The following is a 19328-nucleotide window of genomic DNA, read 5'->3' on the forward strand; positions in this document are numbered from 1 at the left end:
CGCGATACAGGCGGCTAAAAAGCCGCCTGCGTACTGTTGTTAAGTTGTTTGTCGTGGTTTTTTGAGCCACCGCTGGCTGGCAGCAAACGCGCCGATAATCAGCAGTGCGCCAACGGTGGGGATAAGATAGCCCTCCACCTGGGGGATAGTACGTAAAAACACAAAAGCGACAGCAGCGGGTGCCACAAAGCGTACCAGGAAACGCCAGACCTTAAACCAGGTGACGTTGCTGCCCAGCTCTTTCATCACCTCGCTCTGGGTCAACGCCCAGCCAGCAAACAGGGCAATCAATAGCCCGCCAACCGGCATGAATATGTTGGTTAGTAGCTCGATGAAGTCAAAGGCAGTGCGTCCAAACAGGGTGTGAAAAATCGTTCCCTCGGCCCAGATGTTAAAGCTGACGACCGTCAATAGGCCCATTGCCCAGGCGGCAATCACCATAATAGTAACGGCCTGTGGGCGAGTCATATCAAAGCGCTCGACCAGGAAAGCGGCAACCGGCTCGATTAGCGAAATAGAGGAGCTGATGGCGGCGCCCAATACCAGGATAAAGAACACGCCGCCGACTAGCGCGCCAAATGGCATTTCGGCAAATGCCAGCGGCAGGGTGACAAACATCAGCCCAGGGCCTTGGCCGGTTTCTAACCCAGCGCCAAATACCAGGGCAAAAATGGCCAAGCCAGCGACCATCGCCACGGCGGTATCGACGATAGCCACGGCAAAGGCGGTTCGGGTCAGCGATACATCGCTGGGCATATAGGCGCCGTAAGCCATAATGGCCCCCATGCCCAAGCTCAACGTAAAGAACGACTGCCCCATGGCCTGTAACCAGCCCTCAAGGCTAAGGTCGGCGATATTGAAGGTAAACAGGAAGTTAGCCGCAGCACCTACATCGCCGTTGATAACGCCATAGGCCAGAACCACGAGCAGAATGACAAACAGCGCGGGCATCATGATCCGTAGCCCCGATTCGATGCCTTTATGGATTCCCATGCCGACGATCAAGGCCGACGCGGCAATGAAAATAGTGTGGTAGAGCGTCATCAGGCCGGGCGCCGCTAGCAGGGCATCGAAGCCATCGCTGATGGTTTGCGCATCAGCCCCCACCAACGAACCGGTCAGCATTAGCCCGGTATAATGGATCGCCCAACCGGCGATGACCGAATAGAAGCTTAAGATCAGAAACGCCGATGCTGCGCCCAGCCAGCCGATCGTTTCCCAGGCCCGTGAGGTGCCGTGGGTTTTGGTGAGATGCCGCATGCCCATAATCGGACTTTGTCGGCTGTTGCGCCCCAGCATGATCTCGGCAATTAGAATCGGGATGCCGACCGCGAAGATGGTCAGCGCGTACACCAAAATAAAGGCGCCGCCGCCGTTTTCACCGGTTAGGTAAGGAAATCGCCACAGATTGCCTAAGCCGACGGCGGAGCCAACCGCCGCAAGGAGAAAGGTACCTTTATGCGTCCAGACGTTTTGACCGCTCATGGGTAAGAGTGTCCGTGTTTGGGTGCAGGATGGGGTAGTATCCAAACACCTGTATGAATATAGAGATGCCAGCGTGCCTTGGACGCGCTGAATTTAACGTTACTGTGCGATAGAACGCGTCACCTTTCCAGCGTATTAGCGTTTAGGCTGCGTTAAGGGGGCTCTATTGGCAAGGAGGGTAACGTTAGGGACTAATATAAGCGTAGAAGTGAGAAAGCAAAAAAAACCCGCTTTCGCGGGTTTTTGGGGTGCTCATGGTGATGAGCGTATTACTTCTTGCTAAAACGCTTACGCTCGGTCTCTTTCAACAGCTTTTTACGCAGGCGGATGTGCACCGGCGTGACTTCGACAAGCTCGTCGGAGTCAAGGAACTCGATGGCCTGCTCCAGGGAGAACTTAACCGGAGGCGTTAATACGATGTTTTCATCGTTACCGGTGGAGCGCATGTTGTCGAGCTTCTTGCCTTTAGTGGGGTTAACCACCATATCGTTAGCGCGGTTGTTGATACCGATCAGCATGCCTTCGTAGACTTCCGTGGCGTGATCGATAATCAGCTTGCCGCGCTCTTGCAGTGCATACAGGGCGTAGGCAAGGGCTTTACCGTCAACCATTGAGACCAATACGCCGTTACGACGCTCAATAGAGGCTTCAGGCTTCAGCGGGCCGTAGTGATCAAAACGGCTGGTCAGGATGCCGGTACCGGAGGTCAGGGTTAAAAACTGGCCACGGAAACCGATCAAACCACGTGCAGGGATGATGAAGTCCAGGCGAACCCGTCCTTTACCGTCCGGCAGCATGTTGGTCATTTCACCTTTACGGTAGCCAAGCTCTTCCATGATCGAGCCTTGATGCTGCTCTTCACAGTCGATGATGACCTCTTCGTAAGGCTCCTGCTTCTCACCGTCAATCTCTTTGATGATGACTTCTGGGCGGCCTACCGCCAGCTCAAAGCCTTCACGACGCATGGTTTCGATCAACACCGACAAGTGCAGTTCGCCACGGCCAGAAACCTTGAACTTCTCAGGGGTTTCGCCCTGTTCAACGCGCAGCGCCACGTTGTGGATCAGCTCTTGCTCAAGGCGATCCTTGATATTACGGCTGGTCACAAACTTGCCGTCTTTACCGGCGAACGGTGAGTCGTTGACCTGGAAGGTCATCGAAACAGTCGGCTCGTCGACAGACAGCGGCGGCAGTGCTTGGACGTTGGCCGGATCGCATAACGTGTCAGAAATCGACAGGTCATCAATGCCGGTGATGCAGACGATATCGCCGGCCGTCGCTTCATCGGTTTGCACCCGGTCAAGGCCCATATGGGTCATGACCTGGCCGATTTTGCCTTTGCGCACATTGCCATCAACGCCGATCACCGAAACCTGCTGGTTTGGTTTAACCGCGCCGCGTTTGATGCGGCCCAGGCCGATAACGCCAACGTAGCTGTTGTAATCCAGTGCGGAGATCTGCATCTGAAAAGGACCATTGAGCTCAACCTGAGGCGGCTCAACGATATCGACGATAGCCTGGAACATGGGATCCATGTTGTCAGCCAGCTCTTCAGGATCCATACCGGCAATGCCGTTGAGGGCAGAGCAGTAAATGATCGGGAAATCGAGCTGTTCGTCGGAAGCGCCCAGGTTGTCGAACAGATCAAAAATCTGGTCGATAACCCAGTCAGGGCGGGCGCCAGGACGGTCAATTTTGTTGACCACCACGATCGGCCTCAGGCCTTGGGCGAAAGCTTTTTGGGTCACAAAGCGAGTTTGTGGCATCGGACCATCGACGGCGTCTACTAACAGTAGCACCGAATCGACCATCGACATTACGCGCTCAACTTCACCGCCGAAATCGGCGTGCCCAGGTGTATCCACAATGTTGATGTGGTAACCGTTACCATGGCTATCTTGCCACTGAATGGCCGTATTCTTGGCCAAAATGGTAATGCCACGCTCTTTTTCCTGGTCATTAGAGTCCATGATGCGCTCTTGACCTTCTGCCTTACGGTCAAGCGTGCCGGACTGGCTCAGGAGTTTGTCGACCAGAGTGGTTTTGCCATGGTCAACGTGGGCTATGATCGCGACGTTGCGCAGGTTATTAACCGCGCTGGAGTTTTGCTGGTTTTGCATGCTGAGAGAGAACTCTTGTGAACACCCGTTTGTCCACGGGTCGGAAAATGCGGGTCGCAAGGGCTGGCAATTTGCCGACCATCTTGGCTCAGGGCTTGCGTCCAATAGTCATTCTACCATGTCGAAGGCTTCGCTGATATTACCGGAGCGCTTATCGACCTTGGTCGCGCCCCGGAAAGTTTTCGCAGCGAACCTTCATCCGCTAGAATAGCGCTTTTCCCATTGGGGCAGGAGCATGACCATCGGCAACCTGATGCGTTTGTTAAGCGATGGCGAGGTTCACTCTGGCGAGCAGCTGGGTGAAACGCTGGGTATTTCTCGTGCTGCGGTGTGGAAGCAGTTAAAAAAGTTGGAAGCGCTGGGCGTCGAATTGGTGGCCGTCAAAGGACGTGGCTATCGATTGGCGCAAAGGCTGGAGCCTTTGGAAGGCGCTAAAATTGTCGAGCGCTTGCCGGCTCAGGCACGCCATCACCTAACACGCCTGTTTGTTGAAGATCAGCTACCCTCCAGCAATGAGTACGTGCGTCAGCGCTTTGAGCAGGGCGCGGGGCATGGGGAAGTATGCTTGGTCGAGCTGCAAACGGCGGGGCGTGGCAGGCGTGGGCGTGTCTGGACCACTCCATGGGGGCAGAGTCTGATGCTCTCGTTAGGCTGGCGTTTTGAGTCAGGCGTGGCGGTGCTAGAGGGTTTGAGTCTTGCCGTTGGGGTGGTGGTGTCACAGGTGCTAGAAGAGCATGGCGTGGCACCTAAGCTAAAGTGGCCGAACGATATTCTGCTCTCTGAGCAGGGCGATGCCGAGGGTGATGAGCTGGGTAAACTGGCCGGTATTCTGATAGAAGTGACTGGGGATGCGGCAGGCCCCTGCGAGGTGGTCATTGGTATGGGCATGAATCTGTGGCTGCCCGCAGGCCAACGAGCTGCCATTGATCAGCCTGTGGCAGCGCTTTTTGAGCGACTGCCGGATATTTCGCGAAATCAGCTGGCGTCAGATGTGGTGGCGGGGCTATTGGCAATGCTGGCTGACTTTGAGCAGCATGGCTTTGGTGCCTGGCGGGGGGCGTGGAATCAGCGTCACGCCTATGCTGGGCAGCCAATAAGAGTGATTCAAGGGCAGCAGGCCAGCGATGCTATCGCCGGAGACGTAGATGAGAGTGGTAACCTTTGGGTTACCGAAAATGGTCACTCGCGACGCCTAGCCGGCGGTGAGATTAGCGTGCGCAGGCGTTTATGATTCTGGATCTTGATATCGGCAACACGCTGTCTAAATGGCGGCTCAAGGATGCCGAGAGTAGCGAGATAAGATCGCGAGGGGCGGTGTGGACGCGCGAAGAGTGGCGACCTGGGGCCGATATTCCCGATCTTGATGTTGTCGAAGCGGTGCGTATATCAAGCGTTGCCAGGGCAGCCGTGCTGGAAGAGACGGTGGCTTTGTTGCGCCGCCGGGTGCGTCATGTCCATGTGGCGCACTCTACCCATGAGGCGCTTGGCGTGGTTAATGGCTACGAAGAGCCGGGGCGCCTAGGCGTTGACCGCTGGATGGGGGCGCTGGCCGGCTATCAGCTGGCAGGCGGCTGTTGTGCGGTAGATTGCGGAAGCGCCATTACAATTGATTTTGTGCTGCCCGGTGGGGCGCATCTTGGCGGCTTTATCATCCCAGGCCTACGGCTGATGAAGGAGAGCTTAAAGCTCGGTACCCGCAATGTGGCTATCGACCCTGAAAGCGAGGCCGACGAGCTGCTAGAGCCAGGCCGACGCACCGTTGATGCGGTTAATCACGGTATTTATATGGCCGCTGTGAGTGCGATTAACCGCATTTACAGCGAAGTGTGCGATCAAGAGGGTGTGGCACTGCCGATGTTGTTGACAGGCGGTGATGCACGGGTTGTTTCGCGAGGCGTGCAGGTGCCTCATGCGGTGTGGCCAGATATGGTTTATGGCGGTTTGGAGGCGTGCTTTCCAATGACCTTTGCAGAGCGTGCGGGTAAGATGTCAGGCGCACCGCGAGTGCCTGAGCCCGTGTCGCTAGAAAAGATTCGTGCGGGACTTGCATTCTCAATGCTGCTTTGACAGAATGCAGCGCGTTCGAAGGCGAGCCATACGCGTCTCGCGGTGTTGAAAGTGCTGATATTCAGAGCGTTGTTAAGCTAAGCTTTTCATAGCTATAACGATTATCAGGCTTGACACGTTTTTGAAGGCTGGCATAATATGCCGCCACGTTGGAGAGATTCCCGAGTGGCCAAAGGGAGCAGACTGTAAATCTGCCGCGAAAGCTTCGAAGGTTCGAATCCTTCTCTCTCCACCAAAATTAAGCTGCAGCGATTTAGTCGGTGCAGCTGAATGAAAAGCCGGTAGCGGGCATTGTCTACGATTTATAGCTTGGTAAAAGTAAATGGCTATAAGGCGGCGCGTAGCGGATTGTCATTCAAGACAGGTTCTGCGGGCGTAGTTCAACGGTAGAACCTCAGCCTTCCAAGCTGATGGTGCGGGTTCGATTCCCGCCGCCCGCTCCAGTTGATGTGTTTAGCTCATGTAGCTCAGGGGTAGAGCACACCCTTGGTAAGGGTGAGGTCGACGGTTCAATTCCGTCCATGAGCTCCATATTGCAGATAAAGCGAGCGAAGCTCGCTTTTTTTGTCTCTGCGGTCAGGTGGCTTGAGTAGCGTCTGAGCGTAAAGAAGGGGTTGTCAGAAGTGGCTTTCTTCGCTACCATGGCGCCCGCTGTTGTATAGGCGATTGAAAAAGACGCTTATCGATAGATGTAGGATGTAGATAATTGTTGTAAAGAATAGTTGTTGTAAAGAATAGTTGTTGTAAAAATCAGTACGACGATACAGGCCAGTAGCTCAATTGGCAGAGCAGCGGTCTCCAAAACCGCAGGTTGGGGGTTCGATTCCCTCCTGGCCTGCCAACCTTCCCCAGGTTGGTATGTCTTTTTCCAGAATTCTTTTATCGTTCGCCGCACCCTGAGGAGTCTCGTTTTTATGAAGCCTGGTTCTGTAAAACATGGCGCCGAGGTGCAACAGACGCGCCATGACGGGCTCAAATGGGCGGCGGTCGTGGCGCTGCTTGTCGTTGCAGTCGTTGGTAATACCTATTTCGCCGATATTGGCCTGCTCTACCGCGTGCTTGGTGTGGTGGTGTTGTGCGTGATTGCGGGTTTGATCGCGCTGACCACTACCAAGGGTCGTGATTTAGTAGAGCTTGCCAGAAGCGCCAAGAAAGAGATTCAGCGCGTTGTATGGCCGACCCGTGCCGAAACCATCCAAACCACTGCCATCGTGCTGGTGGCGGTTCTGGTGGTGGGGCTGATGCTGTGGTTGATCGACACTCTTCTTGGCTGGGCGATGTCCGGCGTCATTGGTTAGGAGTTTTCATGTCCAAACGTTGGTACGTCGTTCACGCTTATTCTGGCTTTGAAAAGCATGTTATGCGCTCCTTGATTGAGCGTGTAAAAATGTATGGTATGGAAGATCGTTTCGGCGAAATTCTGGTGCCGACAGAAGAAGTCGTCGAGATGCGTGACGGCAAGCGACGCAAGAGCGAGCGTAAGTTCTATCCTGGCTATGTGCTGGTCGAGATGGAAATGGCCGACGAAACATGGCATCTCGTTAATGAAACGCCGCGTGTAATGGGCTTTATCGGCGGTACGAAAGAGAAGCCGGCGCCGATTACGTCACGCGAAGCAGATGCTATTTTGTTACGTGTTAAAGATGGTACTGACAAGCCGCGGCCTAAAACGATGTTTGAGCCGGGTCAGTCAGTACGCGTTGTCGATGGGCCGTTTGCAGATTTCAATGGCGTTGTCGAAGAAGTGAATTATGAAAAAAGTCGCCTGCAGGTCAGCGTGCTGATCTTCGGGCGCTCTACGCCTGTTGAGTTAGAGTTTTCTCAGGTTGAGAAAGAGTAACGGGTGAGTAGTAAATAGTTAGTAGTGAGCAGTAAGTCGTGAATGGAAGTAAGCGGTAAGTTTTAATTCGTGTGAAATGGCTTGTTTAGCTGTTTCGCTAGGACCGGGGAGCCTTCGGGCGCTACTACCCAACTGGAGTGTTAAAGATGGCCAAGAAAGTACAGGCTTATATCAAACTGCAGGTTGCTGCAGGTAAAGCCAATCCAAGTCCGCCGGTAGGCCCAGCGCTGGGTCAGCACGGCGTGAACATCATGGAATTCTGTAAGGCGTTCAACGCCGCGACTCAAGAAATTGAGCCGGGCCTGCCGACGCCAGTCGTGATCACTGTCTACTCTGACCGTAGCTTCACGTTTGTTACCAAGACACCGCCTGCTGCCGTGCTGCTGAAAAAAGCTGCTGGTATCAAGTCCGGTTCTGGTGAGCCGAATAAGAAGAAGGTTGGTACCGTGACGCGTGAACAGCTTGAAGAGATCGCTAAAGCTAAAGAGCCTGATTTAACGGCTGCGAATCTCGATGCCGCTGTGCGCACCATTGCTGGCAGCGCTCGCAGCATGGGCCTAAACGTGGAGGGTCTCTGATCATGGCTAAACTATCTAAGCGTGCGAAAGTTATTCGCGAAAAAGTAGACGCTACTAAATCTTACTCTATTGAAGAAGCGGTCGCGCTGCTCTCCGAGCTGTCGACTGTTAAATTCAAAGAGTCGGTCGATGTTGCTATCAACCTAGGCGTTGACCCGCGTAAATCTGACCAAGTTGTGCGTGGCGCTACCGTCATGCCTAACGGTACAGGTAAAGATGTACGCGTTGCGGTCTTCACCCAAGGTGCCAATGCCGATGCCGCGAAAGAAGCCGGTGCCGACATCGTGGGTATGGATGACTTAGCTGAGCAAGTGAAAAAAGGCGTGATGGATTTTGACGTCGTTATCGCTTCGCCAGACGCCATGCGCGTTGTTGGTCAGCTGGGTCAGATTCTTGGTCCGCGCGGCCTGATGCCTAACCCGAAAGTTGGCACCGTAACGCCTGATGTGGCGACTGCGGTTAAAAACGCCAAAGCGGGTCAGGTGCGTTTCCGTACCGACAAAAACGGCATCATCCACACTACCCTGGGTAAAGTGGATTTTGACGTAGCAGCAATTAATGGCAACCTGGAAGCCCTGGTTGCAGACCTTAAGCGCCTCAAGCCGAGCGCGTCTAAAGGCATTTACTTCAAAAAAATGACTCTGTCCACTACTATGGGCCCGGGTTTAACAATCGATCACTCTGCTTTCGCATAAGCGAGTTATCGTTGGTTTTTTTGTAGGAAACGAGCAAGAACTTTGCGGTCCCCCGTTTGGTTATGAACACTGGCCGGGGCATCGTCAAAGACCGCAGGTGCCGCGCTTAGTATGTACACTTAGTGTTGTGTATATACAGGGGCGGCTTAATTGCCTCATAAGCGCCTGCGCAGATGGTGTGGCCGCCAGTTGGTTAAGCTTGAAAGCTTTCTGGTGAGCACCATCCCCAAGGCTTTCCGCATTGCAGATCGTTTTGCAATTAAGGGCGGAAAGAGATGGTAACCACCGGAACCTTCTTGGGTTCCGGCACGAAGGAGTGATCACTGTGCCACTAGCACTTGAAGGCAAGAAAGCGATTGTTGCCGAGGTCAGTGAAGCGGCCAAGGGCGCACTCTCCGTCGTAGTTGCTGATTCTCGCGGCGTTACGGTTGGTAAAATGACCGATCTGCGCAAGCAAGCGCGTGAGAATGGTGTAGAGCTGCGTGTTGTACGTAATACGCTGGCTCGCCGCGCTCTCGAAGGCACTCAGTGGGAGTGTCTAAACGATAGCTTCGTTGGTCCTACGTTGTTGGCTTTCTCAACTGATCATCCGGGCGCTGCCGCTCGTCTGTTCAAAGAGTTTGCTAAAACGAACAAGGACTTCGAAGTAAAAGCGTTGGCCTACGAAGGTGAGCTGATTCCGGCTGCTGACATCGACCGTCTGGCAACCCTACCGACTTACGACGAAGCAATTGCCAAGTTGATGTCGGTAATGAAAGAAGCCTCCGCTGGCAAGCTGGTTCGTACTCTGGCCGCACTGCGCGACCAGAAGCAAGAAGCAGAAGCTGCTTAAGCAGCGTTTCTTGCAGGTGGCGTGAACGATTTCATCGATACGCTGCCTGAACCGAGCAATGAATCCTGAGTCCTCGGCTGACCGAGACTCCCGCAAAGTTAGGAATGAAACAATGGCACTGTCTAAAGACGATATCATCAATGCTGTAGCCGACATGTCCGTCATGGAAGTTGTCGAGCTTATCGAAGCAATGGAAGAGAAATTCGGCGTTTCTGCCGCGGCTGCCGTAATGGCTGGCCCGGCTGCTGGCGGCGAAGTAGCTGAAGAGCAGACTGAATTTGACGTTGTTCTGACCGCTGCTGGCGACAAGAAAGTTAACGTGATCAAAGCAGTACGTGAGATCACCGGCCTTGGCTTGAAAGAAGCTAAAGGTGCTGTTGACGGCGCTCCGGCGACCATCAAAGAAGGTCTGTCTAAGGACGACGCTGAAGCAGCTAAAGCTAAGCTGGAAGAAGCGGGCGCAACCGTCGAGCTCAAGTAATTCTTGTGCGGACGGCTTTACGCGCTGCGTAAGCTTCCACGGCTGGCGGCGGGATATCCCGCTGCCGGCCTTTTTCTGTTGTAACTGATGTTGAACAGTAGCTGATATTGAACAACAGCAGGGCCGCTCATTGTCAGAGCAGCTACGACAGAAACGGAAAAGCGTTATTGAAGATGGCGTTATTGAAGATAGTGTTATCGACGACTGAGTTATCGAACTAGATTTTCGACGGCGAGCTACCGATTTAGGAGCTTGCTGTCTGCGTCTGACGAAGCTCGCAGGGCAGATGACCACGCATCGGTCACCCATGGTGAACAAGCTGGGGAATACAGATGGCTTACTCATATACTGAGAAAAAACGCATCCGCAAGGATTTCGGCAAACTGCCCCAAGTGATGGATGTGCCTTACTTGCTGGCGATCCAGCTTGATTCCTATTACGACTTCCTCCAGCAAGATCGTTCGCCCGACGAGCGTCACGAAGTCGGTCTGCACGCGGCCTTCAAGTCCGTGTTTCCGATTGAGAGCTTCTCCGGCAATGCAGCGCTTGAGTATGTTAGCTACCGCTTCGGCACGCCGGCGTTCGATGTTAAGGAGTGCCAGCTACGCGGCGTGACTTACTCCGCACCGCTGCGCGTTAAGGTTCGCTTGATCATCTATGATCGCGACTCCTCGAACAAAGCAATCAAAGATATCAAAGAGCAGGAAGTCTACATGGGGGAAATCCCCCTAATGACCGAGAACGGTACCTTTGTTATTAACGGTACTGAGCGGGTTATTGTTTCCCAGCTCCACCGCTCACCCGGTGTGTTCTTCGATCATGACAAGGGTAAGAGCCACTCTTCCGGTAAACTGCTCTACTCAGCCCGCGTTATTCCTTACCGTGGCTCCTGGTTAGACTTTGAGTTTGACCCTAAAGACAACGTCTTTGTACGTATTGACCGTCGCCGCAAACTGCCGGCTTCGGTATTGATGCGTGCGCTGGGTATGAACACCGAAGAGATTCTTGCTGAGTTCTTTGAAACCAGCGTGTTCCACATTGAGAAATCCGGTTTCTCTGTGGAGCTGGTGCCGTCGCGTCTGCGCGGCGAGACCGCCACCTTTGATATTAAAGATGGCAACGGTGAGACCATTGTTGAAGAGGGTCGTCGGATCACCCAGAAGCACATTCGCCAGCTTGAAAAAGCCGGCCTTGAGCGTCTGGACGTACCGATGGAGTACCTGTTCGGCAAAACACTGGCAAAAGATCAAATCGACTCTAAAACAGGCGAGTTGATCTGCCCGTGCAACACCGAGATCACCCCTGAAGTGCTTGAGCGTATGGCCCAGGGTGGCATTACTCTGGTGGAAACGCTCTACACCAACGACCTTGACTGCGGTTCATTCATCTCCGACACCTTGAAGCTGGATGCGACTAATTCAGCGCTTGAAGCGTTGGTTGAAATCTATCGCATGATGCGCCCCGGCGAGCCGCCCACCAAAGAGTCTGCCGAGACGCTATTTAATAACCTGTTCTTCTCTGAGGACCGCTACGACCTGTCGGGCGTTGGCCGCATGAAGTTCAACCGCCGCCTGCGTCGTGATACCGACACCGGCTCCGGCGTGCTGGATCGCAAAGACATCCTGGATGTGCTGCGCGAGCTGATCAATATCCGTAACGGCTTCGGTGACGTGGACGATATTGATCACCTGGGTAACCGTCGTATTCGCTGCGTAGGCGAAATGGCTGAAAACCAGTTCCGCGTTGGCCTGGTGCGCGTAGAACGCGCGGTCAAAGAGCGTCTCTCCATGGCAGAGAGCGAAGGCCTGATGCCCCAAGACTTGATCAACGCCAAGCCCGTTGCGGCGGCGGTGAAAGAGTTCTTTGGCTCCAGCCAGCTTTCTCAGTTTATGGATCAGAACAACCCGCTTTCGGAAGTTACCCACAAGCGTCGTGTGTCCGCACTCGGCCCCGGTGGTTTGACCCGTGAGCGTGCTGGCTTCGAAGTACGTGACGTACACGCCACGCACTATGGGCGCCTATGCCCGATCGAAACGCCGGAAGGCCCGAACATCGGTCTGATCAATTCACTGGCGACTTACAGCCACACTAACAGCTACGGCTTCTTAGAAACGCCGTACCGTAAAGTGGTTGACCGCCAGTTGACGGATGACATCGTTCACCTTTCGGCGATTGAAGAGGGCGACTTTGTAATCGCTCAGGCGTCGGCAGCGGTAGATGAGTCCAACAAACTGAGCGATGACCTGGTTCAGGTACGTCACCGCGGCGAAACGACCTTTATGCGTCCTGAGCAAGTGACGCTGATGGACGTATCACCACGTCAGGTCGTATCGGTAGCGGCGGCATTGATTCCGTTCCTTGAGCACGATGATGCTAACCGCGCCTTGATGGGTTCTAACATGCAGCGTCAGGCAGTACCGACCCTGCGTGCCGAGAAGCCGCTGGTAGGTACTGGCATGGAGCGCTTTGTTGCCCGTGACTCCGGTGTCTGTGCAGTAGCGCGTCGCGGTGGTTTGATTGACTCCGTTGATGCACGTCGTGTGGTGGTACGGGTTAATGAAGATGAAATCATCGGCGGTGAAGCCGGGGTTGATATCTACAACCTGACCAAGTACACCCGCTCGAACCAGAACACCTGCATGAACCAGCGCCCCATCGTACGGCCTGGCGATAACGTGGCGCGTGGCGATATTCTCGCCGACGGCCCGTCTGTCGATATGGGTGATCTGGCGCTCGGCCAGAACATGCGCATCGCCTTTATGCCCTGGAACGGTTACAACTTCGAGGACTCGATCCTGCTTTCCGAGCGGGTAGTTCAAGAAGACCGTTTCACTACGATCCACATTCAGGAACTGACCTGTGTGTCGCGTGACACCAAGTTAGGCTCTGAAGAGATCACCTCCGATATCCCGAACGTGGGTGAGTCTGCACTCTCCAAGCTGGATGAAGCGGGCGTGGTTTATATCGGTGCTGAAGTTGGCCCCGGCGACATTCTGGTCGGTAAAGTGACACCCAAGGGTGAAACCCAGTTGACGCCCGAAGAGAAGCTATTGCGTGCCATCTTCGGTGAGAAAGCGTCTGACGTTAAAGACACCTCGCTGCGTGCCCCGACCGGCATGAAAGGTACGGTCATCGACGTTCAGGTGTTTACCCGTGACGGCGTTGATAAAGACTCTCGGGCGCTATCCATTGAGCGTACGCAGCTCGATGAAGTGCGTAAGGATCTCCAGGAGACCTACCGTATTGCTGAAGACGCCACGTTTGAGCGCCTAAAGCGTACCCTTGATGGTCAGGCCGTTAATGGCGGACCGAACCTCAAGAAAGGCGATGTGCTCGACGAAGCCTACCTGGATGAATTGCCGCGTCAGCAGTGGTTCAAACTGCGCATGCAGGATGAGTCTTACAATGAGCTACTGGCTCAGGCCGACGAACAGCTTGAAAACCGTCGTAAAGAGATGGACGAGCGCTTTGAAGATAAGAAGCGCAAGCTGACCCAGGGCGATGATCTTGCGCCGGGCGTGCTGAAAATCGTTAAAGTCTACATGGCGGTTAAGCGTCGTATTCAGCCGGGCGACAAGATGGCTGGCCGTCACGGTAACAAAGGTGTTATCTCGGCGATCATGCCGATCGAAGATATGCCGTTTGACGAGAAGGGCGAGCCGGTTGACGTGGTGCTTAACCCGCTGGGCGTACCGTCGCGTATGAACGTTGGTCAGATTTTGGAAACCCACTTGGGTATGGCCGCTCGCGGCCTGGGTGTCAAAATCGAAGCCATGCTGCGTGATGCACGCGGTCAGCAAGTCGCTGAGATTCGTGACTTCTTGGGTCAGGTGTACAACACGCCTGGCACTCGCATTGAGGATCTCGACTCCTTAACTGACGATGAAGTCATCGCCTTGGCGAAGAACCTTAAAGCAGGTGTGCCGATGGCCACGCCGGTGTTTGACGGTGCCAAAGAGCACGAAATCAAGCACCTGTTGAAGCTGGCGGATATCCCCGAGTCGGGTCAGATGGCCCTATTCGATGGCCGTACCGGTGACGCCTTTGATCGTCCGGTTACCGTCGGCTACATGTACATGCTGAAGCTTAACCACTTGGTAGACGACAAGATGCACGCGCGTTCTACCGGTTCTTACTCGCTGGTTACCCAGCAGCCCTTGGGTGGTAAGGCGCAATTCGGTGGTCAGCGCTTCGGTGAGATGGAAGTGTGGGCGTTGGAAGCATACGGCGCCGCTTACACGCTACAAGAGATGCTCACCGTCAAGTCGGACGACGTCGAAGGCCGCACCAAGATGTATAAAAACATCGTGGATGGCGACCACACCATGCAGGCAGGCATGCCGGAATCCTTCAACGTACTCGTGAAGGAAATCCGCTCGCTGGGCATCGATATCGAGTTAGAGAGCTAGGAGCCGTCACATGAAAGATTTGGTGAAAGTACTCAAATCGCAGTCTCAGTCCGAAGAGTTTGACGCGATCAAGATTACCCTCGCGTCGCCGGACATGATTCGCTCCTGGTCGTTTGGCGAGGTGAAGAAGCCTGAGACCATCAACTACCGTACCTTTAAGCCGGAGCGGGATGGTCTGTTCTGCGCCAAGATTTTTGGCCCGGTAAAAGATTACGAGTGCTTGTGCGGCAAATATAAGCGCATGAAGCACCGCGGTATTATCTGCGAGAAGTGTGGCGTTGAAGTAACCAAAGCCGCCGTGCGCCGTGAGCGCATGGGGCACATTGAGCTGGCCTCACCGGTCGCGCATATCTGGTTCCTGAAATCGCTGCCGTCTCGTATCGGCATGTTCCTCGATATGACCCTGCGTGATATCGAGCGCGTGCTCTATTTTGAAAGCTTTGTCGTTATCGACCCAGGCATGACTACGCTTGAACGTGGTCAGCTGTTGAACGACGAGCAGTACTTTGAAGCACTTGAAGAGTTCGGCGACGACTTCGATGCCCGCATGGGTGCCGAAGCTGTTCAAGAACTGCTCAAAGACATCGATCTGGAAGAAGAGATTAACCACCTGCGTGAAGAGATTCCGCAGACTAACTCTGAAACCAAGATCAAGAAGCTGTCTAAGCGCTTGAAGCTGCTTGAAGCGTTCTACCATTCTGGCAATGCGCCGGCGTGGATGGTCATGGAAGTGCTGCCCGTGCTGCCGCCGGATCTTCGTCCGCTGGTACCGCTTGACGGTGGGCGCTTTGCGACCTCTGATTTGAACGACCTTTATCGTCGTGTGATCAACCGTAACAATCGCTTGAAGCGTCTGCTTGATCTTAATGCGCCTGACATCATCGTGCGCAACGAGAAGCGTATGCTGCAGGAAGCGGTCGATGCACTGCTGGATAACGGTCGCCGCGGTCGTGCGATCACGGGCTCTAACAAGCGCCCGCTGAAATCACTTGCCGACATGATCAAAGGTAAGCAGGGCCGTTTCCGTCAGAACTTATTGGGTAAGCGCGTTGACTACTCAGGCCGTTCGGTTATTACCGTTGGTCCGACCCTTCGCCTGCACCAGTGTGGTCTGCCGAAGAAAATGGCGCTTGAGCTGTTCAAGCCGTTTATCTACTCCAAGCTGCAGTCGCTGGGCTATGCCTCAACGATTAAAGCTGCCAAGAAGATGGTTGAGCGCGAACTGCCGGAAGTGTGGGACATTCTGGCGGATGTTATTCGCGAACACCCGGTACTGCTGAACCGTGCGCCGACGCTTCACCGTTTGGGCATCCAGGCGTTTGAGCCGCTGTTGATCGAAGGCAAAGCGATCCAGCTGCACCCGCTGGTATGTGCCGCCTACAACGCCGACTTTGACGGTGACCAGATGGCGGTACACGTACCGCTGACCCTGGAAGCGCAGCTTGAAGCCCGTGCGCTGATGATGGCGACCAACAACGTACTGTCGCCAGCCAACGGCGAGCCGATCATCGTACCGTCGCAAGACGTTGTTCTGGGTCTGTACTACATGACCCGCGAAAAGATCAACGCCAAAGGCGAAGGCATGGTGTTCTCTGATCTTAATGAGGTCGAGCGCGCCTTCGGTACTCAGTCTGTATCGCTTCACGCCCGCGTGAAAGTGCGTTTGGACGAGATCGACGTTGAAGAAGAGACCGGCGAGCGTAGCTTCCACCGCCGTATTTATGACACCACGGTCGGTCGTGCACTGCTGTTCCGCATTCTGCCTGAAGGTGTACCCTTCGAGCTGATTGATCAGCCGATGAAGAAGAAGGCGATCTCCAGCCTGATCAACGAAGTTTACCGTCGTGCGGGTCTTAAGCCGACCGTCATCTTCGCGGATCAGCTGATGTATACCGGTTTCCGTCTTGCAACGTGGTCGGGCGCCTCTATCGGTGTTAACGACTTCGTTATTCCCGAAGCGAAAACGGAAATTGTTGACGCGGCGGAAGCGGAAGTTAAAGAGATCGAAGACCAGTTCTCTTCTGGCCTGGTAACCGCAGGTGAGAAGTACAACAAGGTTATCGATATCTGGTCCAAGGCTAACGACAAAGTCGCCAAGGCAATGATGGTCGGTATCTCGAAAGAGACCGTTATCGATCGTGATGGCAACGAGGTTGAGCAGGATTCGTTCAACAGCGTCTTCATCATGGCCGACTCCGGTGCTCGTGGTTCTGCTGCCCAGATTCGTCAGCTTGCCGGTATGCGTGGTCTGATGGCCAAGCCGGATGGCTCGATCATCGAAACGCCGATCGTCGCCAACTTCCGTGAAGGTCTGAACGTACTTCAGTACTTCATCTCGACCCACGGTGCACGTAAAGGTCTTGCGGATACGGCCCTGAAAACTGCCAACTCCGGTTACCTGACGCGCCGTCTGGTCGACGTAGCACAAGATTTGGTTATCACTGAAGTCGATTGTGGTACCGAAAATGGCCTGACACTGCACCCGATCATCGAAGGCGGCGACATTATTGTACCACTTTCCCAGCGCGTGCTAGGCCGCGTCGTAGCCCAGGATGTTATCCATCCGGGCACTGGTGAAGTGCAGCTCGCTAAAGGTACTCTGCTGGATGAGAAGTGGTGTGCAGAGCTCGATACCATGGGTGTCGACGAAATCATCGTGCGCTCCACCATTACCTGTGAAACAGCCCACGGCGTGTGTGCCTCGTGTTACGGCCGTGACTTGGCGCGTGGCCATCAGGTCAACATCGGTGAAGCTGTCGGCGTTATCGCCGCACAGTCCATCGGTGAGCCGGGTACCCAGCTGACCATGCGTACGTTCCACATCGGTGGTGCAGCATCGCGTTCTTCTGCAGTCGACAGCGTACAGGTTAAGCACGGCGGTAAAGTTCGCCTGCACAACATCAAGCATGTAGAGCGTGCTGACGGCAAACTGGTCGTCGTATCGCGTTCAAGCGCGCTGGCAGTGGCTGATGATCATGGCCGTGAGCGTGAGTACTACAAGCTGCCTTACGGTGCTGAGCTCTCGGTACGTGACGGTGATGTCGTAGATGCTGGTTCGATTGTCGCCAAATGGGATCCGCATACCCATCCGATCGTTGCTGAAGTAGAAGGTAAGGCACAGTTCATCGATCTTGACGAAGGTGTCACCATGCACCGTAGCGTCGACGAGATGACTGGTCTCTCCTCTATCGAGGTTATCGAATCTGCTGCTCGCCCCATGGCTGGTCGCGACAAGCGTCCGATGGTCATGCTGCAGGATAGCGCAGGTGAGTACGTCTCTGTTTCTGGCTCGAATACGCCAGTACAGTACCTGCTGCCGGGCAACTCCATTATCTCTGTAGATGATGGTGTTACCATCGGTGTCGGTGAAGTGGTTGCGCGTATTCCTGTTGAAGCATCGGCGAACAAAGATATCACCGGTGGTCTGCCGCGGGTTGCTGACTTGTTCGAGGCGCGTAAGCCGAAAGAGTCCTCTATCCTGGCGGAAATTAGCGGCGTCGTTAGCTTTGGTAAAGAGACCAAAGGCAAGCGTCGTCTAATGATTACCCCAGAATCAGGCGATCCGTTTGAAGCCTTGATTCCGAAGTGGCGTCAAATCGCCGTTTTCGAAGGCGAGACCGTCGAGAAGGGCGAGGTGATTTCTGATGGCCCAAGCAATCCTCACGACATCCTGCGTTTATTGGGTGTTGAGGAACTGGCCAAGTACATCACTGCCGAAGTGCAAGACGTTTATCGCCTACAGGGCGTAGGCATCAATGACAAGCACATTGAAGTGATTGTGCGTCAGATGCTGCGTAAGGTAGAGCTTACTGATTCAGGCGACTCTGATTTCATCACCGGCGATCAAGCTGAGCTAGTTCGCGTGCTGGAACAGAACGAACGTCTTGAAAAAGAGAAGAAATTCCCAGCCAAGTATCAGCGCATGCTACTGGGTATCACCAAGGCCAGCCTGGCCACCGAGTCGTTCATCTCTGCGGCCTCCTTCCAGGAGACTACCCGCGTCTTGACCGAAGCGGCGGTAACTGGCAAGCGCGATTACCTGCGCGGCCTGAAAGAGAACGTCGTAGTGGGTCGACTGATACCGGCAGGTACTGGCTTGACTCACCACGCAGAGCGTCGTCGCAAGCGCGAAGACGTTGAGCAACTGTTCAACCCCTCGGCAACCGAGGTAGAGCAGGAGCTAGGTGCTCAGTTGACCGCTCTCGATTCTGATGATGAGCTGTAGAGCTGGCACCCAAAGTAGTAGTGAAAATAGTAAGTAAAACGAATAGCTGACCTGAAAAGCGTCACCTTGCCGGTAAAACCGCCGGCAAGGCTTGACGAAACCTAGGGTCAGCCTTTAGAATGCGCAGCCTTTAACAGTGGGGTGGGTGCGCCCGCATCCGCTGCCCGTACTTGTTAAAAGGCAAGGCAACCATTGGAGTCAGCTAAACACCATGGCAACGATTAATCAGCTAGTGCGCAAGCCGCGCAAGCGCCCCGTCACCAAAAGTGACGTGCCAGCGCTGCAGGCCTGTCCGCAAAAACGCGGCGTATGTACGCGCGTTTACACCACCACCCCGAAGAAGCCTAACTCGGCCCTGCGTAAGGTTTGCCGTGTGCGCCTGACGAATGGCTTTGAAGTCTCTTCTTATATCGGTGGTGAAGGTCACAACCTTCAAGAACACTCTGTCGTTTTGATTCGCGGCGGCCGTGTAAAGGATTTGCCAGGTGTGCGTTATCACACCGTTCGTGGCGCCCTTGACACCTCCGGCGTACAAAACCGTCGTCAGGGTCGTTCTAAATACGGTACTAAGCGTCCTAAGTCCTAAGGGCTGGGGT

13 protein-coding genes and 4 tRNA genes are annotated in these 19328 nt (G+C 54.4%); 15 read left to right on the forward strand and 2 right to left on the reverse strand.

Annotated features, from left to right (window positions below; genetic code table 11):
* Window positions 1-39 precede the first annotated feature (39 nt).
* Together MLE19_RS13140 and typA are read right to left on the reverse strand one after the other, a co-directional pair.
* A complete protein-coding gene (locus MLE19_RS13140) occupies window positions 40-1485 on the reverse strand; it encodes a sodium-dependent transporter (RefSeq protein WP_240718637.1) in 1446 nt (481 codons plus the stop codon).
* Window positions 1486-1754: 269 nt separating this feature from the next.
* Window positions 1755-3605: a translational GTPase TypA gene (typA, locus tag MLE19_RS13145; RefSeq protein ID WP_240718638.1), complete on the reverse strand. Its 1851-nt coding sequence runs from the start codon at window positions 3603-3605 to the stop codon at window positions 1755-1757.
* Window positions 3606-3840: 235 nt separating this feature from the next.
* Between typA and MLE19_RS13150 the strand changes: the two genes are divergently transcribed.
* The 15 genes from MLE19_RS13150 to rpsL all read left to right on the forward strand — a co-directional run bounded on the left by MLE19_RS13150 (window position 3841) and on the right by rpsL (window position 19318).
* On the forward strand, window positions 3841-4836 hold the full coding sequence (locus MLE19_RS13150; RefSeq protein WP_240718639.1) for a biotin--[acetyl-CoA-carboxylase] ligase: 996 nt from the start codon (window positions 3841-3843) through the stop codon (window positions 4834-4836).
* Entirely contained in the window at window positions 4833-5672 is an 840-nt protein-coding gene (locus tag MLE19_RS13155; protein WP_240718640.1) for a type III pantothenate kinase, read from the forward strand. The genes MLE19_RS13150 and MLE19_RS13155 overlap by 4 nt, the downstream gene beginning before the upstream one ends.
* A gap of 151 nt (window positions 5673-5823) precedes the next feature.
* Window positions 5824-5907, forward strand: a tRNA-Tyr gene (locus tag MLE19_RS13160).
* A gap of 134 nt (window positions 5908-6041) precedes the next feature.
* Window positions 6042-6115 (forward strand) — tRNA-Gly (locus MLE19_RS13165).
* Between the two features lie 13 nt (window positions 6116-6128).
* Window positions 6129-6203, forward strand: a tRNA-Thr gene (locus tag MLE19_RS13170).
* Between the two features lie 234 nt (window positions 6204-6437).
* A tRNA-Trp gene (locus MLE19_RS13175) sits at window positions 6438-6513 on the forward strand.
* 73 nt (window positions 6514-6586) lie between these two features.
* The gene (secE, locus tag MLE19_RS13180; protein WP_008959179.1) at window positions 6587-6970 is read left to right on the forward strand and encodes a preprotein translocase subunit SecE; all 384 of its coding nucleotides are present in this window, start codon (window positions 6587-6589) and stop codon (window positions 6968-6970) included.
* Between the two features lie 8 nt (window positions 6971-6978).
* Entirely contained in the window at window positions 6979-7512 is a 534-nt protein-coding gene (nusG, locus tag MLE19_RS13185) for a transcription termination/antitermination protein NusG (protein ID WP_101147119.1), read from the forward strand.
* A 146-nt stretch (window positions 7513-7658) separates the two neighbouring features.
* Window positions 7659-8090 carry a 50S ribosomal protein L11 gene (rplK, locus tag MLE19_RS13190; protein WP_027958795.1) on the forward strand — a complete coding sequence of 144 codons (432 nt, stop codon included), beginning with the start codon at window positions 7659-7661 and terminating at the stop codon, window positions 8088-8090.
* Between the two features lie 2 nt (window positions 8091-8092).
* Window positions 8093-8785 carry a 50S ribosomal protein L1 gene (rplA, locus tag MLE19_RS13195; RefSeq protein WP_240718641.1) on the forward strand — a complete coding sequence of 231 codons (693 nt, stop codon included), beginning with the start codon at window positions 8093-8095 and terminating at the stop codon, window positions 8783-8785.
* Between the two features lie 325 nt (window positions 8786-9110).
* Window positions 9111-9617: a 50S ribosomal protein L10 gene (rplJ, locus tag MLE19_RS13200; protein ID WP_240718642.1), complete on the forward strand. Its 507-nt coding sequence runs from the start codon at window positions 9111-9113 to the stop codon at window positions 9615-9617.
* Between the two features lie 112 nt (window positions 9618-9729).
* Window positions 9730-10098 (forward strand): 50S ribosomal protein L7/L12, encoded by a 369-nt coding sequence (rplL, locus tag MLE19_RS13205; RefSeq protein ID WP_008959176.1) that lies wholly within the window; start codon window positions 9730-9732, stop codon window positions 10096-10098.
* Window positions 10099-10430: 332 nt separating this feature from the next.
* A complete protein-coding gene (rpoB, locus tag MLE19_RS13210) occupies window positions 10431-14507 on the forward strand; it encodes a DNA-directed RNA polymerase subunit beta (RefSeq protein ID WP_240718643.1) in 4077 nt (1358 codons plus the stop codon).
* A 10-nt stretch (window positions 14508-14517) separates the two neighbouring features.
* Window positions 14518-18732: a DNA-directed RNA polymerase subunit beta' gene (gene rpoC / locus MLE19_RS13215; RefSeq protein WP_240718644.1), complete on the forward strand. Its 4215-nt coding sequence runs from the start codon at window positions 14518-14520 to the stop codon at window positions 18730-18732.
* A gap of 211 nt (window positions 18733-18943) precedes the next feature.
* Complete coding sequence (gene rpsL / locus MLE19_RS13220) at window positions 18944-19318, forward strand: 30S ribosomal protein S12 (RefSeq protein ID WP_008959173.1); 375 nt, start codon at window positions 18944-18946, stop codon at window positions 19316-19318.
* Window positions 19319-19328 lie beyond the last annotated feature (10 nt).

This window comes from Vreelandella neptunia, assembly GCF_022489065.1.
Classification (GTDB): domain Bacteria; phylum Pseudomonadota; class Gammaproteobacteria; order Pseudomonadales; family Halomonadaceae; genus Vreelandella; species Vreelandella neptunia_A.

Bases quoted from the DNA above. Each gene is read 5' to 3' on its own strand.
- rpoB (WP_240718643.1), top strand. From the start codon at position 10,431: ATGGCTTACTCATATACTGAGAAAAAACGCATCCGCAAGGATTTCGGC.
- rplK (WP_027958795.1), top strand. From the start codon at position 7,659: ATGGCCAAGAAAGTACAGGCTTATATCAAACTGCAGGTTGCTGCAGGT.
- rpsL (WP_008959173.1), top strand. From the start codon at position 18,944: ATGGCAACGATTAATCAGCTAGTGCGCAAGCCGCGCAAGCGCCCCGTC.
- MLE19_RS13155 (WP_240718640.1), top strand. From the start codon at position 4,833: ATGATTCTGGATCTTGATATCGGCAACACGCTGTCTAAATGGCGGCTC.
- secE (WP_008959179.1), top strand. From the start codon at position 6,587: ATGAAGCCTGGTTCTGTAAAACATGGCGCCGAGGTGCAACAGACGCGC.
- rplL (WP_008959176.1), top strand. From the start codon at position 9,730: ATGGCACTGTCTAAAGACGATATCATCAATGCTGTAGCCGACATGTCC.
- rplA (WP_240718641.1), top strand. From the start codon at position 8,093: ATGGCTAAACTATCTAAGCGTGCGAAAGTTATTCGCGAAAAAGTAGAC.
- rpoC (WP_240718644.1), top strand. From the start codon at position 14,518: ATGAAAGATTTGGTGAAAGTACTCAAATCGCAGTCTCAGTCCGAAGAG.
- MLE19_RS13140 (WP_240718637.1), bottom strand. From the start codon at position 1,485: ATGAGCGGTCAAAACGTCTGGACGCATAAAGGTACCTTTCTCCTTGCG.
- nusG (WP_101147119.1), top strand. From the start codon at position 6,979: ATGTCCAAACGTTGGTACGTCGTTCACGCTTATTCTGGCTTTGAAAAG.
- typA (WP_240718638.1), bottom strand. From the start codon at position 3,605: ATGCAAAACCAGCAAAACTCCAGCGCGGTTAATAACCTGCGCAACGTC.
- MLE19_RS13150 (WP_240718639.1), top strand. From the start codon at position 3,841: ATGACCATCGGCAACCTGATGCGTTTGTTAAGCGATGGCGAGGTTCAC.